Origin of the sequence: Ferrovibrio sp. (assembly GCF_029255545.1) — a bacterium.
Classification (GTDB): domain Bacteria; phylum Pseudomonadota; class Alphaproteobacteria; order Ferrovibrionales; family Ferrovibrionaceae; genus Ferrovibrio.
This window is the reverse complement of sequence record NZ_JANLJJ010000105.1, coordinates 1-14,986: the sequence shown is the minus strand read 5'-3', so window position 1 is coordinate 14,986 and position 14,986 is coordinate 1. Positions and strand designations below refer to the sequence as shown.

The 14,986-nt window shown below is 61.9% G+C and carries 18 protein-coding genes; all 18 read right to left on the bottom strand.

The features are described from left to right. Window positions 1–504 (bottom strand): sodium/proton-translocating pyrophosphatase (locus Q1J79_RS19785; RefSeq protein ID WP_300304040.1); only part of this gene is annotated, 504 nt, incomplete at its 3' end. A 178-nt stretch (window positions 505–682) separates the two neighbouring features. Next, on the bottom strand, window positions 683–1,882 hold the full coding sequence (locus Q1J79_RS19780; RefSeq protein WP_300304037.1) for an MFS transporter: 1,200 nt from the start codon (window positions 1,880–1,882) through the stop codon (window positions 683–685). Window positions 1,883–1,916: 34 nt separating this feature from the next. Continuing rightward, window positions 1,917–2,390, bottom strand: coding sequence for a hypothetical protein (locus Q1J79_RS19775; protein ID WP_300304035.1), 474 nt, complete (start codon window positions 2,388–2,390; stop codon window positions 1,917–1,919). Between the two features lie 22 nt (window positions 2,391–2,412). After that, complete coding sequence (gene thiL, locus Q1J79_RS19770; RefSeq protein WP_300304033.1) at window positions 2,413–3,414, bottom strand: thiamine-phosphate kinase; 1,002 nt, start codon at window positions 3,412–3,414, stop codon at window positions 2,413–2,415. 7 nt (window positions 3,415–3,421) lie between these two features. Beyond that, a complete protein-coding gene (gene nusB, locus Q1J79_RS19765) occupies window positions 3,422–3,916 on the bottom strand; it encodes a transcription antitermination factor NusB (RefSeq protein WP_300304030.1) in 495 nt (164 codons plus the stop codon). Then, window positions 3,913–4,455 (bottom strand): 6,7-dimethyl-8-ribityllumazine synthase, encoded by a 543-nt coding sequence (locus tag Q1J79_RS19760; RefSeq protein WP_300304027.1) that lies wholly within the window; start codon window positions 4,453–4,455, stop codon window positions 3,913–3,915. The genes nusB and Q1J79_RS19760 overlap by 4 nt, the downstream gene beginning before the upstream one ends. Before the next feature lie 4 nt (window positions 4,456–4,459). Further along, window positions 4,460–5,581, bottom strand: a complete 1,122-nt coding sequence (gene ribB, locus Q1J79_RS19755; RefSeq protein WP_300304043.1) for a 3,4-dihydroxy-2-butanone-4-phosphate synthase — start codon at window positions 5,579–5,581, stop codon at window positions 4,460–4,462. Window positions 5,582–5,586: 5 nt separating this feature from the next. Next, window positions 5,587–6,183: a riboflavin synthase gene (locus Q1J79_RS19750; RefSeq protein WP_300304024.1), complete on the bottom strand. Its 597-nt coding sequence runs from the start codon at window positions 6,181–6,183 to the stop codon at window positions 5,587–5,589. A gap of 9 nt (window positions 6,184–6,192) precedes the next feature. Beyond that, window positions 6,193–7,311 carry a bifunctional diaminohydroxyphosphoribosylaminopyrimidine deaminase/5-amino-6-(5-phosphoribosylamino)uracil reductase RibD gene (gene ribD / locus Q1J79_RS19745; protein WP_300304021.1) on the bottom strand — a complete coding sequence of 373 codons (1,119 nt, stop codon included), beginning with the start codon at window positions 7,309–7,311 and terminating at the stop codon, window positions 6,193–6,195. Beyond that, a complete protein-coding gene (nrdR, locus tag Q1J79_RS19740) occupies window positions 7,304–7,771 on the bottom strand; it encodes a transcriptional regulator NrdR (protein WP_300304018.1) in 468 nt (155 codons plus the stop codon). The genes ribD and nrdR overlap by 8 nt, the downstream gene beginning before the upstream one ends. 30 nt (window positions 7,772–7,801) lie before the next feature. Then, window positions 7,802–9,109: a serine hydroxymethyltransferase gene (gene glyA / locus Q1J79_RS19735; RefSeq protein WP_300304015.1), complete on the bottom strand. Its 1,308-nt coding sequence runs from the start codon at window positions 9,107–9,109 to the stop codon at window positions 7,802–7,804. A gap of 51 nt (window positions 9,110–9,160) precedes the next feature. Then, window positions 9,161–9,604, bottom strand: a complete 444-nt coding sequence (rpiB, locus tag Q1J79_RS19730) for a ribose 5-phosphate isomerase B (protein ID WP_300304012.1) — start codon at window positions 9,602–9,604, stop codon at window positions 9,161–9,163. Window positions 9,605–9,788: 184 nt separating this feature from the next. Next, a complete protein-coding gene (locus Q1J79_RS19725) occupies window positions 9,789–10,889 on the bottom strand; it encodes a branched-chain amino acid ABC transporter substrate-binding protein (RefSeq protein ID WP_300304009.1) in 1,101 nt (366 codons plus the stop codon). Between the two features lie 67 nt (window positions 10,890–10,956). Next, window positions 10,957–11,307 carry a DUF6867 family protein gene (locus Q1J79_RS19720; protein WP_300304006.1) on the bottom strand — a complete coding sequence of 117 codons (351 nt, stop codon included), beginning with the start codon at window positions 11,305–11,307 and terminating at the stop codon, window positions 10,957–10,959. Further along, window positions 11,304–12,017 (bottom strand): ABC transporter ATP-binding protein, encoded by a 714-nt coding sequence (locus Q1J79_RS19715; protein ID WP_300304003.1) that lies wholly within the window; start codon window positions 12,015–12,017, stop codon window positions 11,304–11,306. Before Q1J79_RS19715 ends, Q1J79_RS19720 begins: the two co-directional genes overlap by 4 nt. Next, on the bottom strand, window positions 12,017–12,832 hold the full coding sequence (locus Q1J79_RS19710) for an ABC transporter ATP-binding protein (protein ID WP_300303999.1): 816 nt from the start codon (window positions 12,830–12,832) through the stop codon (window positions 12,017–12,019). The genes Q1J79_RS19715 and Q1J79_RS19710 overlap by 1 nt, the downstream gene beginning before the upstream one ends. Beyond that, window positions 12,829–14,133, bottom strand: a complete 1,305-nt coding sequence (gene livM / locus Q1J79_RS19705; protein WP_300303996.1) for a high-affinity branched-chain amino acid ABC transporter permease LivM — start codon at window positions 14,131–14,133, stop codon at window positions 12,829–12,831. The genes Q1J79_RS19710 and livM overlap by 4 nt, the downstream gene beginning before the upstream one ends. Window position 14,134: 1 nt before the next feature. After that, window positions 14,135–14,986, bottom strand: an 852-nt coding sequence (locus Q1J79_RS19700; protein WP_300303993.1) for a branched-chain amino acid ABC transporter permease LivH, incomplete at its 5' end; no start/stop codon positions are given.

Genomic DNA, 14,986 nt, shown 5'->3' with positions numbered 1-14,986 from the left:
CGACGAACCAAAGCCAAGCGCCACCAGCGCATCGATCATCTCGCGGGCCGGGGCATTCATGGTTTTCAGCACGAGGTAGTAAACCGTGACGCCGAGCAGCGCGAGACCAACCACCAACATGCCGGTGACGGCGCCCGATTTGAATGCGATGCCGAGGGCATGCTCCATGCCTTTGCGGGCCCCTTCCGCCGTGCGCACATTGGCGCGTACGGAAACGTTCATGCCGATATAGCCGGCGGCGCCCGACAACACGGCACCGATGACGAAGCCGATGGCAACTTTCAGCCCCAGCGTGAGGCCGATGATAATGGCAACCACGATGCCGACCAGGCCGATGGTGCGGTACTGGCGGTTCAGATAGGCAGACGCGCCTTCCTGAATGGCCGCCGCGATTTCCTGCATACGCTGGTTACCAGCAGACTCGGCAAGAACGGACCGTGAGGTCCAAATGCCGTACAAAAGCGCCAATACGCCACAGGCGATGGCGAACCACAACTCCGTCATGAGCGTTTCCCTTCGTTCCTTAGATTATGTAATCGAGACACGCCCGACCGGGCAGCGCTGCCCGACTCGGGTTACGCGACTGCTACCATTATTAACCCCAGACTCGACGCGGGGTGGAACCGGGAGTCGTTATGCCAGAGAAGCGGCAGGCGCGCAATATGGCTTATTTTTCCAGTGCTTATTCCGCCAGCAGGGGTTGCTTGCGCTGCAGCAGCAGCCACAGCACGGCCAGGCCGGCCATCAGGATGAAGGGCAAAGCCGAGAGCGGCACGAAATCCCAACCCCAGTGATACAGCATCTTGCCCGAACCGAGGGATGCCAGGGCCACCGTGCCAAAGACCAGGAAGTCGTTCAGGGCCTGGGTCTTGTTGCGCTCAGCCGGCCGATAGACCTCGGTCAGCAGCGATGTGCCTCCGATATACATGAAATTCCAGCCCACCCCGAGCAGAAGCAGGGCGATCTGGAAATGCCAGACCCCAACCCCGCTGAGCGCCACGCCGATGCAGACAAGATTGAGCATGGTCCCCACCATGATGATCCGCAAAGCGCCGAAACGCGCGATCAGGTTGCCGGTGAAGAAGCTGGGGAAGAACATGCCGACGACATGCCACTGGATCACCGTGGCTGCCGCCGCGAAGGGGTGTTCGCAGAGTTGCATCGCCAGCGGGGTTGCCGTCATCAGCAGGTTCATCACGCCATAGCCGAACATGCCCGCCATCGCGGCCACGATGAAGGTGGGCTGGCGGACGATCTCGAGCAGCGGGCGCCCCTGCTCTTTCAATTCCGACAGGGTCGGCGGTGGGATCGTGACTGTCGTCAGGATGCCAAGGACGAGCACGGGCAGCGCTGCCGCCGCCAGATAAGAGGCCAGGAACAGATGCGGCGTCAGGAGTTCGCGGGTGTATTTGGCGATTTCAGGGCCCAGGATCGCCGAGACCAGCCCGCCGACCATGACCCAGGAAATTGCCTTGCTCCTGAAATCCTGCGGCGCGATATCCGCCGCGGCGAACCGATAAAGCTGCACAAAGGCGCTGGAGCCGCCAAAAACAAAGGCGCCGAAACAAAATAGCCAGAAATGCCCGAGATAGACCCCCAGGGCGGCGATCAGTGATCCACTGCTGCCGACCAGGCAGCCCAGCATGAAACCAAGCCGCCGCCCGATCCTGCGCATCAGCAGCGAAGCCGGAATGGTGGCAAGGGCGGTACCCGCCACGACGAAGGTGACCGGCAGGGTGGCAAAGGCCTTGTCTTCCACCAGGATATGGCCGACCAGCCCACCCAGCGTCACCTGCAGGGTGACTGCGGAATTCGCCAGCGCCATGCAGACGGCAAGAATGAGAACGTTCCGCTTTGCAGCGGCCGGCGTGAGTACGGTCATGGGAGACGGCCAGTTCTGATAGACGCGATTCTACTTACTTCAACTGGCCAATAATATTCAGAAGCAGCACCTGCGTCACCAACCCTTTTCCCATCACCTGCTCGGTGGGGCCGCGCAGACGGTCACGCACGGCATACAGGTCCTTGGCGGTGAAGCGCGCCGGAACTTCGACCGGATCGCCCTTGAGCAATTCGCGGATATAGGCATCCCGCAGCAGATGCATCTTGTCATTCACCTGAGGCACATTATCCGGCGGTACTTCAAGATGCAGAATGACAATGATTTCTCGCGCCGGCTGCCCCTCGGGCTTCACATAGATGCTGAATGGCTCAAGCGGAATGAAGGCCGGACGCTTGGGCACCGGAGGTGGCGGCGGATCATTGGGATCGACGGCCTCGTCTTCGGCCTGCTGTTTCGGCGCAATCATCAGCATGTAGACAGCAGCGCCGCCACCGCCAAGCGTCAGCAGCACCACCAGCCCCAGAATGATCAAACCGACTTTACGCATGTCAGCGCCCTGCTTTCCGCAACTATTCTAGCGTGCCACCAAAATGTTGAAAGCCGCCTTGTGCCAATGGCACGGAGTGACCGGCCGCGTCGACGACCGACACCCCCTCGCCGCTTTCCAGTGTTCCAATCCGGGTTGCAGCCAACCCGACGCGGCCGGCGAGTGCCGCGACGTCCCGCCCCGCCTGGGGTGGGACGGCAAACAGCAATTCATAATCGTCACCCCCGGTAAGCACCGTTTGCAACAGGCTTTGATCGTCCTGCACGGCCTGGCGTGTCGCCAGTGACAGAGGCACAGTCGCCGCATGGATCACGGCACGTAAGCCAGAGGCTTCAGCGATGTGTCCGGCATCCTGCACCAGGCCATCAGAGACATCCATGGCGGCATGGGCCAAACCACGCAGGCCTTGGCCGAAAGCCAGCCGCGGTGTCGGCAGGTGCAGCCGGGCATCGAAGAACATCATTGCTGCCGATGGGAATAGTCGGTGGTTTAGTTTCGTTTCCAGACCAAGAGCGGCATCGCCGATACTGCCGGTGACATAGAGGTCGTCGCCCGCCTGCGCCATACCCCGCCGCAACATGCCGCCGACCGGCACGCTGCCAAAGGCCGTGACACTCAACATCAGCCGATCGGGACTACGCACCGTATCGCCGCCGTAGAGGGGGAAACCATAAGCCTTCTGGTCCTGCTCGAGCCCGTTGCAGAAGGCGCGTAGCCATTCGTCATTGGCCAGCCTTTCAGGCAGCCCGAGAACAAGCTGATAACCAACCGGGCTGGCGCCCTTCGCAGCCAGATCGGATAGATTCACCCGCAACAGCTTGCGTGCGATCCTGGTCGCTCCGTCTTCGATCAGGAAATGGATGCCTTCCAGCATGGCATCCGTGGTGACCACAAGGTCTTCGTTCAGGCGGGGCGAGATAACAGCGGCATCGTCACGCAGGCCGTAAGCCCCTGGAGCATCGGCGGCCAGCGGCGCAAGATAACGCGCAATCAGTTCAAACTCGCCGAGGCGTTGCCCGGCCATGGGCAGATCAGGCCGCGAACTCGCCGGGACGCAGCTTGCGCGCCACGGCATCGATTACGCCATTGGCCAGCTTGATCTCGCGCGGGCCGAAAAAGGCGCGCACGATGCCGAGATACTCATCGATCACTGTCGCGGCAGGTACATCGATACGCGCGATGATCTCGTAAGCGGCACAACGCAGGGCATAACGCAGGATGGCTTCCATGCGGTCCAGCGCATCGGCGCGCGGCATCGCATCCTTGATGATGCGGTCGATTTCTTCTTGTCGCTTGGCCACGCCCCGCACGATTTCGGAGAACCAGTCGGCATCCGCCTCGCGCATCTGCACGCCTTCGATTTCTTCGTTCTGGCGGTGGGCGCGGAAATCGGCAATCACGGCTTCGGCAACGCCGCCGCCGAACTCTATTTCGTACAGGGCCTGCACCGCAAAAAGACGGGCAACCGACCGGCGGCCAGCTGGTCGGTCGTTACGGATACCGCGGCGCTGGCCTCCCTCACTCATATCGAAAAGAGCTGTTTGAGGCCAATCATGGCGACACAGGCCAGAGCGGCCTGGCCGCCCTTGTCCTGGCGGTCCTTGCGGGCGCGATCCCAGGCCTGATCCTCGTTTTCAACGGTGATGATGCCATTGCCGATGCAGAGCTGATGATCGATGGCCAGCTGCTGCAGGCCACGCGCGCTTTCATTCACGACGACATCGAAATGCGCCGTCTCGCCGCGGATGACGCAGCCGAGCGCCACAAAGCCATCATAGGCCTTGTCGCCCTTGCGGTTCATGGCGAACCGGATGGCTGCCGGCAGTTCGAGCGCGCCAGGCACATCGATCCGGTCGTAATCAAAATCCGACGCCTCGATCACCGCCTTGGCGCCTTCGAACAGGGCATCGGCAATATCCTCGTAGAAACGGGCCTCGACAATCAGTACCCGCGGTTTGCGGATATCGATGGCAAGATTGCCCTTGACCTGGCTCTTGCTGGTCGAGAATTTCTGCATCTTCGCCGGCTTCTTCTTCGCGGCCGGCTTACCTTTGCGCGCCACCATGCTCTCAGACCTCCCTGCGAACCGTGATGGGCCGGGTTTCGACCACGCTCAGGCCATAGCCTTCCAGGCCGACAATGGTGCGTTCCACATTGGAAAGAACAATCATGTCCTTCACCCCCAGATCGATCAGGATCTGTGCCCCGATGCCATAATCCCGGAGTTGGGCAGACTTTTCAACTGGTTCGCCGATCTTCTGGCGCACCTTGTCGGACAGGGCAGTGGCCCGTGGTTCACGGATCAGGACCACGATGCCGCGTCCCTCTTCCCCGATCATCTGCATAGCCCCGCGCAGGACGCCAGAGCGGGCGCCATGATCGCCCAGAACGTCTTCCAGCACATTCATGGCGTGCATCCTGACCATGACCGGCCGGCCATCGGCAACATCGCCCTTCACCAGGGCGATATGTTCAGCATATTCAACCCGATTGCGGTAGACCAGCATGCGGAACTTGCCGCCCCAGACACTGTCGATCTCGCCCTCCACCATGCGCTGGATCAGATTGTCGTTCCGGCGCCGATAGGCGATCAGATCAGCAATGGTGCCGATCTTCAGATTGTGCAGCTGGGCAAAAGAGATCAGGTCCGGCAACCGGGCCATGGTGCCATCGTCGTTCATGATCTCGCAGATCACGCCGGACGGGTTGAGGCCAGCCAGACGGGCTATATCAACGCCGGCCTCGGTGTGACCAGCGCGAACCAAGGTGCCGCCATCACGGGCCATCAGCGGGAAAATATGGCCCGGCACCGCAATGTCCTGCGGACCTTTGGTCGGATCGATCGCCACGGCAACCGTCTGGGCTCGGTCAGCGGCTGATATGCCTGTGGTGACACCTTCGCGCGCCTCGATCGAAACGGTGAAGGCCGTCTGGTGCCGGGATGCATTGTTTTGCGCCATCAACGGCAGGCCCAGCTGCTCGATACGTTGGCGCGTCAGGGTCAGGCAGATCAGGCCGCGGCCGTATTTGGCCATGAAATTGATGGCCGCCGCGTCGGCCATTTCGGCCGGGATGTAGAGATCGCCCTCGTTCTCGCGATCCTCTTCGTCGACCAGGATCACCATGCGGCCGCGGCGCGCCTCTTCGATGATCTCTTCCGCCGAGGCGATATAACGCTTGATGTCATCCATGCTGTTCACGCCGTCTTGCTCCATTGCTGCAGACGGGCGACATACCGCGCCAGCGTATCGATTTCCAGATTGACCCGATTGCCGGCTTTCAGGCTACCGAGTGTCGTCACCTGCTGGGTATGGGGGATCAGATTGACCCCGAAGGTCGCGGTTTCGATGCTGTTCACCGTCAGGGATGCGCCATCAAGGGTGATGGAGCCCTTTTCAGCAATGAACGGCGCCAGAGCATCGGGCGCCCGGATCACAATGCGCAGAGAATCTCCCTCGGATGCCACATCAGTCACCTCGCCGACGCCGTCGACATGACCGGACACAATATGCCCTCCGAGTTCATCCCCGACCTTGAGGCTGCGTTCCAGATTGATCCTGCTGCCTTCGCTCCAGCTGCCCAATCCAGTGCGCGACAGCGTTTCGGCCGAGACATCGACCGCAAACCAGTCATCGCCTTTCTGCACCACGGTCAGACAAACCCCGGAACAGGCGATCGATGCTCCGATGGCAATGCTGGCCGTATCATAGGCGGTACGGATGCGGAAACGGGTATCCCCGCGCGCCTCGCGTGCGGTGACGGTGCCAATATCTGTGACAATGCCAGTGAACATCGCTTTGTTTTAGATGGGACGGACGAAGGTTTCCAGCAGGTCGTCACCGAGAATATCGGCCCGGACCCGGCGCCAGCGGGGGGCTTCCGCTACGGTATCGATGCCAAAACCAGCTATTGCCGGCAATCCATCGCCACCGATCACGCTGGGCGCCCGGAACCAGATCATGCGGTCGACCAGGTCGGCCCGGATCAGGCTGGCGGCCAGTTTTCCACCGCCTTCGACCAGAACCCGGGTCAGCCCCCGCTCGGCCAGCACGGCCAGGGCCTGGGGCAGATCGGGAAACCCGGCTGCGTCGGCATCCACCGCAATGACCTCCACGCCGCAATCCCGGAAGGCATCGCGACGTGTCGGATCGACATCGCTGCGGGTGATCAGCCAGGTTGGAATATCGCGGGCGGTGACAATCACCTTGGCCGTCAGGCTCAGCCTCAGCCGGCCATCCAGCACGATCCGTACCGGAGGGCGCCTGGGCAGCCCCGGCAGACGGCAGGTGAGTTCCGGATCATCCTGCAGCGCGGTATTGCTGCCCACCATGATGGCATCGTGATGGGCCCGCAGCAGATGCGTGCGCCGGCGTGATGCCGGGTTGGTGATCCATTTGCTGTCACCGGTATGGGCGCCGATACGACCATCCAGACTGACGGCCAGTTTCAGGGTGACAAGCGGCCGGCCCTGCTCACGGCTGAGCAGGAATCCGGCATTGAGTTCGGCCGCCATATTGGCAAGGCAGCCTTCTGTTACGACGATCCCGGCTTCGCGCAGCATCGCCAGGCCCTTGCCGGCCACTCTTGAATCCGGATCCTCCAGACTTACCACGCAGCGCGCCACACCGGCCTCGATCAGGGCTTCGGCGCAGGGCGGGGTTCGGCCATGATGGCTGCAGGGTTCCAGCGTGACATAAGCCGTGGCACCACGAGCCGCCTCGCCGGCCTGCAGCAACGCTTCTGTCTCCGCATGGGGACGACCGCCGACGCGGGTCCAGCCGCGGCCAACGATGCGATCATCCCGGACAATGACGCAGCCGACGGTCGGGTTGGGCCAGGTATTACCCAGCCCGCGCGCGGCCAGCCCGAGCGCGATGCGCATATAGCGCTCGTCCCGAGCAGCCGCGGCCTTGTCAGTCATCGTCGCTGCCGGCGCCGCTCAGGGAGCCAATGAATTCCTCGAAATCCTTGGCCTCGCGGAAATTGCGATAGACCGAGGCAAAGCGGACATAAGCCACCTTGTCGAGCGCAGCCAAGCCATCCATGACCAGCTCGCCGATGGCGTCCGACTTGATTTCGCTTTCGCCCGAGCTTTCCAGGCGACGAACGATACCATTGATCAGACGCTCAATCCTGTCTGGATCGATCGGCCGCTTGCGTGTCGCGATCATGATCGAGCGCGCTAGCTTGTCACGGTCGAACGGCACTTTAAGGCCGTTCTTCTTGATGACGGTCAGTTCGCGCAACTGGATGCGTTCGAACGTCGTGAACCGCGCACCGCAATTGGGGCAAAAGCGCCGACGCCGGATTGCCGAGTTATCCTCGGTCGGCCGCGAATCCTTTACCTGGGTATCGTCATTGCCGCAGAACGGACAACGCATTGCTCAGCTTCCCCCGCCTTGAGTGATCCGTCAGGCCTTCGGATAGATCGGGAAGCGGCGGCACAAGGCCACCACCTTCTCGGCCACCGCACGCTCGACGTCTGAATTGTCATTGTTCTTCTTCACCAGACCGTCGAGCACATCGGCGATCAGGCCACCGATCTGGCGGAATTCGGCAACACCGAAACCGCGCGTGGTGCCGGCCGGGCTGCCCAGGCGCACGCCCGACGTGATGGTCGGCTTCTCGGTATCGAAAGGCACGCCGTTCTTGTTGGTGGTGATGCGGGCGCGTTCCAGGCTTTCCACGCAGACATTGCCCTTCAGGCCCTTGGAACGCAGATCGACCAGCATCAGGTGATTGTCGGTACCGCCGGAAACCAGATCATAACCACGCTCCTGCAGCGCAGCCGCCATAGCCTTGGCATTGTCGACAACCGCTTGTGCGTAGGTGCGGAATTCCGGGGTCAGCGCCTCACCAAAGGCAACCGCCTTGCCCGCGATCACATGCATCAGCGGGCCACCCTGCAGGCCGGGGAACACGGCCGAATTGATTTTCTTGGCCAGCGCTTCGTCGTTGGTCAGCACCATGCCGCCACGCGGCCCGCGCAGGGTCTTATGCGTGGTGGTGGTGGCGACATGGGCATGGGGGAACGGGCTCGGATGCACGCCACCGGCCACCAGGCCGGCGAAATGCGCCATGTCGACCATGAACACCGCGCCGATGCTGTCGGCGATCTGGCGGAAACGGGCGAAATCCCAGAAGCGCGGATAGGCCGAGCCGCCGGCGATGATCAGCTTGGGCTTGTGCTGTTCGGCCAGCTTGGCCACCTGGTCCATGTCGATGCGCTGGTCGTCCTGACGCACGGTGTAGCTGACGACGTTGAACCACTTGCCGGACTGGTTTGCCGAGGCGCCGTGGGTGAGATGGCCGCCGGCGGCCAGGTCGAGGCCCATGAAGGTATCGCCCGGCTTGAGCACGGCCATGAACACGGCCTGGTTGGCCTGGGCGCCGGAATGCGGCTGCACATTGGCAAAGCCGCAGCCAAAAATCTTCTTGGCCCGCTCGATCGCCAGGTTTTCCGCGATGTCGACGAATTCGCAGCCGTTGTAATAGCGCTTGCCCGGATAGCCCTCGGCATATTTGTTGGTCATCACCGAGCCCTGCGCTTCCAGCACGGCGCGGCTGACGATGTTTTCCGAGGCGATCAACTCGATCTGGTTCTGCTGACGGTCTAACTCAGCCGTGATCGAGGCGAAAATCTCAGGATCGGCTTCGGCGAGCGAACGCTCGAAAAAGCCGGCATGGGTGACGGTAGGCTTGGCGGCGGCGCTGGACATCGGGGTACTCCGGGTCTGGGTATTCTGCGGGTCTGGGTATTCTGGTTGCGGTCAGGCAGGCTGGCCGAGTTTCTCCACGCGGCGGGTGTGGCGGCCGCCGGCGAAAGGGGTTTCAAGGAAAGCCTTCAGGCAGTCGCGTGCCGTTTCAACGCCGATCAGGCGGGCGCCGAGCGCCAGCACGTTGGCGTCGTTATGCTCACGACACAGGTGGGCGCTGGTGACATCGTGGCACAAAGCAGCCCGGCAGCCCGGGACACGGTTGGCGGCAATCGAAATGCCGATGCCGGTGCCGCAGACGGCCACGCCCAGCTGGGCCTGGCCATCAGCCACGGTCTGGGCCAGCTTGCGGCCAAAATCGGGATAATCCACGCTGTCGGGAGCATTGGTGCCAAGATCGAGGACCGGATAGCCCTGCGCCTTAAGCTCATCCCGCAGCAGGTTTTTCAACTCGAAACCGGCATGATCGGCGGCAAGGGCAACCGTGGGCTTGGACATCGGCGGAGCACCTCGGGAAAAGACGCCGGACCCTACAATATCCGGTGGCAGGTGCCAACCCTACCAACAAGGGAAATGACTTTGGCCACATAAAGAGGAATGCCGTTCATGAAGAACAAAAAGTGAATTTAGCCGGCAAAGAAAAGCCCGGCGGAGCCGCCGGGCTTTTCGAGACCCTGATGGATCAGTTCACATAATCGTAGGAACCGTTCTTCCAGACATAGACCTTGTAGGCCGGCGAGGTGGTGTCGCCCTTGGCATCGAAGGAAATGTCGTTCAGCACGGTGCTGAACTTGCCACTGCGCATCTGCTTCTCGACATCGCCGGTCTTGAACGACTTGGCCTTGGTCGCGGCTTCAGCCCAGACCTGGATCGCAGCATAGGTGTAGAGGGTGTAGCCCTCGGGGTCATAGCCGCCGGCCTTGAACTTGTCGACGATCGGCTTGGCCACCGGATTCTTGCGCGGATCGGCATCGAAGGTCATCAGCGAACCTTCGCCGGCCGGGCCCGAGATGGCCCAGAACTGCTTGTCGACCAGCGCGTCGCCGCCCATCAGCACGGCCTTCAGGCCCTGCTCCTTGGCCTGGCGCACGATCAGGCCGCCTTCCGGATGGTAGCCGCCGAGATAGATCAGATCGATGCCGGCCGCCTTCATTTTCGACACCAGGGCCGAATAATCCTTCTCGCCCGGCGTGATCGCCTCATACATGGCTTCCCTCACGCCCTTGGCGTTCAGGCGTTTCTTGGTCTCATCCGCCAGGCCCTGACCGTAAGCGGTCTTGTCATGCAGGATGGCGACTTTCTTGCCCTTGTACTTGTCCATGATGTAGTCGCCGGCAACGATGCCCTGCTGGTCATCGCGGCCGCAGACGCGGAAGGTGTTCTTGTAACCGCGATCGGTGTATTTCGGATTGGTCGAGGCCGGGGTGATCTGCAGGATGTTCTCTTCCTTGTAGACATCGGAGGCCGGGATCGACGAGCCCGAGCAGAAGTGCCCGATCACGGCGGCAACCTTTTCCTGCGCCGCACGGTTGGCCACCGCCACCGCCTGCTTCGGGTCGCACTGGTCGTCGCCGATGATCAGGGTGATCTTCTGGCCGTTGACCCCGCCCTTGGCATTCAGGTCGGCCACCGCCATCTCGGCGCCGCGCTTCATCTGTTCGCCGAAGCTGGCGAGCTGGCCGGTGATCGGGCCATTGAGGGCGATTTTCACCTGCGCCGAAGCCGCACCGGCAAACAGGCCGAGCGAGGCGACAACCGCCAAACCAGTCGTAAGTTTACGCATGATATTTTCTCCCTGTTTAAAATACTGATGCAAAACTCTAGTCAGTCCTTGGCATTCCGGCAACAACCTAAGGTGTCGGGGACCTTTCCCGCCAACCGAGCAGCCCGGCCCGCTCATAGAGCCATGGATACTGGTGAACCATCAGGTCGACCTGGGTCAGCCGGAACCCCAGGGTACCCAACCCCAGGACGACCACGGCCGCCGAAAGGTACGGCACTACCGCCAGCAACTGCTCCTCGAACAAAGCAAAAGCCAGAAAACGGCTGGTTGCCGCCAGCAGCAGGCTGTAAGGCACCACCTGCAAGTAAGGACGCCAGGTGTTGGCGATGGCCTGCCCCATCATGAAGGCGCAGCCACCGACCAGGATTACCGTCAGGCCAATGAAGACCGGGATGCTCTCTCCCAGGATCGCGCTCATCCGTGCCCTCCTTCCAGATAAGCTGCGCGGATCTGTTCATCGGCCAGCAGGTCGGCGCCGCGGCCGCTCATGGTGATCTTGCCATTGACCAGGACATAACCGCGATGCGCCAGCTTGAGGGCGTGATAGGCATTCTGCTCTACCAGCAGGACGGTGACGCCGTCACGTTTGTTGATCTCCTCGATGATCGAGAAAATCTGTTTCACCACCAGCGGAGCCAGGCCAAGCGAAGGCTCGTCCAGCAGCAGAAGGCGTGGCCGGCTCATCAGTGCGCGGCCGATGGCCAGCATCTGCTGCTCGCCGCCGGAAAGCGTTCCGCCACGCTGATCGCGTCGCTCCTTCAGGCGCGGGAACAACCCGAAGACGCGCTCGAGATCATCGTCAAAATGAGCCGGATCGGCCGCCACGGCACCCATGCGCAGATTTTCCAGCACTGTCATGCGCGGAAAGATACGCCGGCCTTCCGGCGCATGCGCCAGGCCACGGCGCACCAGCATATGCGTGGGGGTGCCGACGATATCCTGGTCATTCAGGCGAATGCTGCCATGGCGCGGCTTTGGATTACCGCAGATGGTCATCAGCAGTGTCGACTTTCCGGCGCCATTGGCCCCAATCAGCGCCACGATCTCGCCCTGCCCGACCTCGATATCGACACCTTTCAGGGCATGAACGGCGCCATAGAAGGTATGCACCCCCGAGATGCTGAGCATCAGGCGGCCCCCTTCTCGTCGCCATCCGGTTCGCCCAGATAGGCGCGGATGACTGTCGGATCGTTGCGAATCTGGTCCGGCGTGCCGTCAGCGATCTTCTTGCCATAATCCAGCACGACGATGTGATCGGAAATCTGCATCACCACGCTCATGTCGTGCTCGATCAGCAGAACGCCGCATTCATGCTGGTTGCGGATGAACTGCAGCAACATGTTCAGTTCGGCGGATTCACGGGGATTGAGGCCTGCTGCCGGTTCGTCGAGGCATAACAATGCCGGCTCGGTACACATGGCACGGGCAATTTCCAGGCGCCGCTGACCGCCATAGGGCAAAGCCCCGGCTGGCTCGTCGGCCAGATCGGTGAGGTTGGTCCGCTCCAGCCAGTACCGCGCGCGATCGACCGCTTCCGCTTCTGCCTTGCCATAGCCCCCCAGGCCAACCAGGCCAAGCAATGTATAGCCCGAGGCGCGCATCAGCTTGTTGTGCTGCGCAACGATCAGATTCTCCAGCACGGTCATCTTGGGAAACAGGCGGATGTTCTGAAACGTGCGGGCGACGCGCGCCCTGGCCGCGATGTCATGCCCCTGCATGCGCTCCAGCAGATAGGGCTCGCCATTGCGGCGCAGGGTCAAACGGCCAACGGTCGGCTTGTAAAAACCGGCGATGCAGTTGAACACCGTTGTCTTGCCGGCGCCGTTCGGGCCGATGATCGCGGTGATCTGGCCTGGCATGGCATCGAAGGACACATCGTTGACGGCGATCAGGCCGCCGAAGCGCATGGTCAGGTGCTCGACCTGCAGCAGGGGCGTCGTCATGGCGCGCCTCCCCCCGCCGAAGCTTTCAGTTTCGAAAGCCTGATCGTCGGTTCCCGATAGGACAGCAGCCCCTGCGGCCGCCAGATCATGATCAGCACCATGGCAGCGCCAAAAGCCAGCATGCGATAGAGCGAGAATTCGCGGGCCAGTTCCGGCAGCAGGGTCAGGAAAGCTGCGGCCAGCACGATACCGGCCTGGCTGCCCATGCCGCCCAGCACGACAATGGCGAGGATCACCGCGGATTCGATGAAGGAAAAGCTCTCCGGGCTGATGAAGCCCTGCCGGGTGGCAAAGAAACTGCCGGCAAAACCGCCGAACATCGCGCCGATGGCAAATGCCGTCAGCTTGGTGTTGGTCGGATTGATTCCCAGCGCCTTGCACGCGATCTCGTCTTCGCGCAGCGCCTCCCAGGCGCGGCCAACCGGCAGTTTGCGGATGCGCATGGTGAACAGGTTGGTGACCAGCGCCAGCACCAGGATCACGTAGTAGAGAAATACAATGCGCTGCAGCGAGGAGTATTCCAGGCCAAACAACTGGTGGAAGGCAGTGACGCCATCCGGCGGGTCAGCCGTAAATGGCGCGCCAAAAAACGAGGGACGCGGAATACCGGATATGCCATTCGAACCGGATGTCACCTCGGTCCAGTTCAGCAGCACGATACGGATGATCTCGCCGAACCCGAGGGTCACGATCGCCAGGTAGTCGCCGCGCAGACGCAACACCGGAAAACCGAGGACAACCCCAAAGGTGGCGGCGAACAATCCCGCCAGCGGCAGGCAGATCCAGAAACTGAGGCCGAAATTGATCGACAGGATCGCATAGGTGTACGCGCCGACCGCATAGAAGGCGACGTATCCCAGGTCGAGAAGGCCGGCCAGGCCAACCACGATATTCAACCCCCAGCCCAGCATCACATAGATCAGTACGACGGTGGCAAGATCGACCACCGTACGGTCGGCAAACGGAAGGAAGGGCAGGATCGCCGCAAAGACGATCAACGCCGGCATCAGCATGGCATCGGCCTTGCTGCCCAGGCGGGTCAGGAAATCCCGCCGCTCGATGGCGGCCGCGCTGGCCTGTTTGTCACGCCCGCCGCGCTGGCGGTGCCAGTCCAGCAGGGCCATGAAAGCGAGCCGGCCGACGAAAACAATGCCGGCCGCATAGCCGACCCAGGCAAACCGTGTGTTGATGCCCAGTGGTCCACCGGTATCGACCGTTTCGAAACCAAGCAGCGGAAAAGAGAGGGCGGCGGCGACCAGGGCGGCGAGCACCGCGTCGCGGAGGCGTTGCGCTGGCGTCATCTCAGACCTTCTCGATTTCCGGGCGGCCGAGCAGACCCGTGGGCCGGAAGATCAGCACGATGACAAGGATCGCAAAGGCGGCAACGTCCTTGTATTCGATACTGAAATACGCCGACCAGAAAGCCTCGATCAGGCCGATCAGCAGGCCGCCCAGCATGGCGCCCGGCAGGGAACCGATACCGCCCAGCACCGCCGCGGTGAAGGCCTTCAGGCCGGCCAGAAAGCCGATGTAAAAATCGACCACGCCGTAATACAGGCTGACCATCACGCCGGCTACCGCGGCCAGCACGGCGCCCAGCACGAAGGTAAGCGATATGGTGCGGTCGACATTGACACCCAGCAGCCCGGCCATGGTGCGGTCCTGCTCGCAGGCGCGCTGGGCGCGACCAAGTGGCGTCGCTGCGATCAGCCAGGAAAAACCGCCCATCAGCAGCGTGGTCAGCACGATGATCATGATCTGCATGTAGGACAGCGTGACCGAGAAGGTCTCGCCATGAATCAACTCAACGCCGCCGCGGATCATTGGTTGCAGCGGCTTGATCCTGGCGCCCTGGGCGATCTGCACGTAATTCTGCAGGAAGATCGACATGCCGATCGCCGAGATCAGCGGCGCGAGACGGAACGAACCGCGCAACGGACGATAAGCGATGCGCTCAATCGTCCAGCCATACAGACCGGTCAGGATCATGGCGGCCGCCAGCACGATGATAAGTGCAAGCGGCACCCAGGTGACCCCAAGCAGGCCAAGTACGGAGAAACCGATCACGGCAATGAAGGCCCCGATCATATAGACCTCACCATGGGCGAAGTTGATCATGCCGATGATGCCATAGACCATCGTGTAGCCGATGGC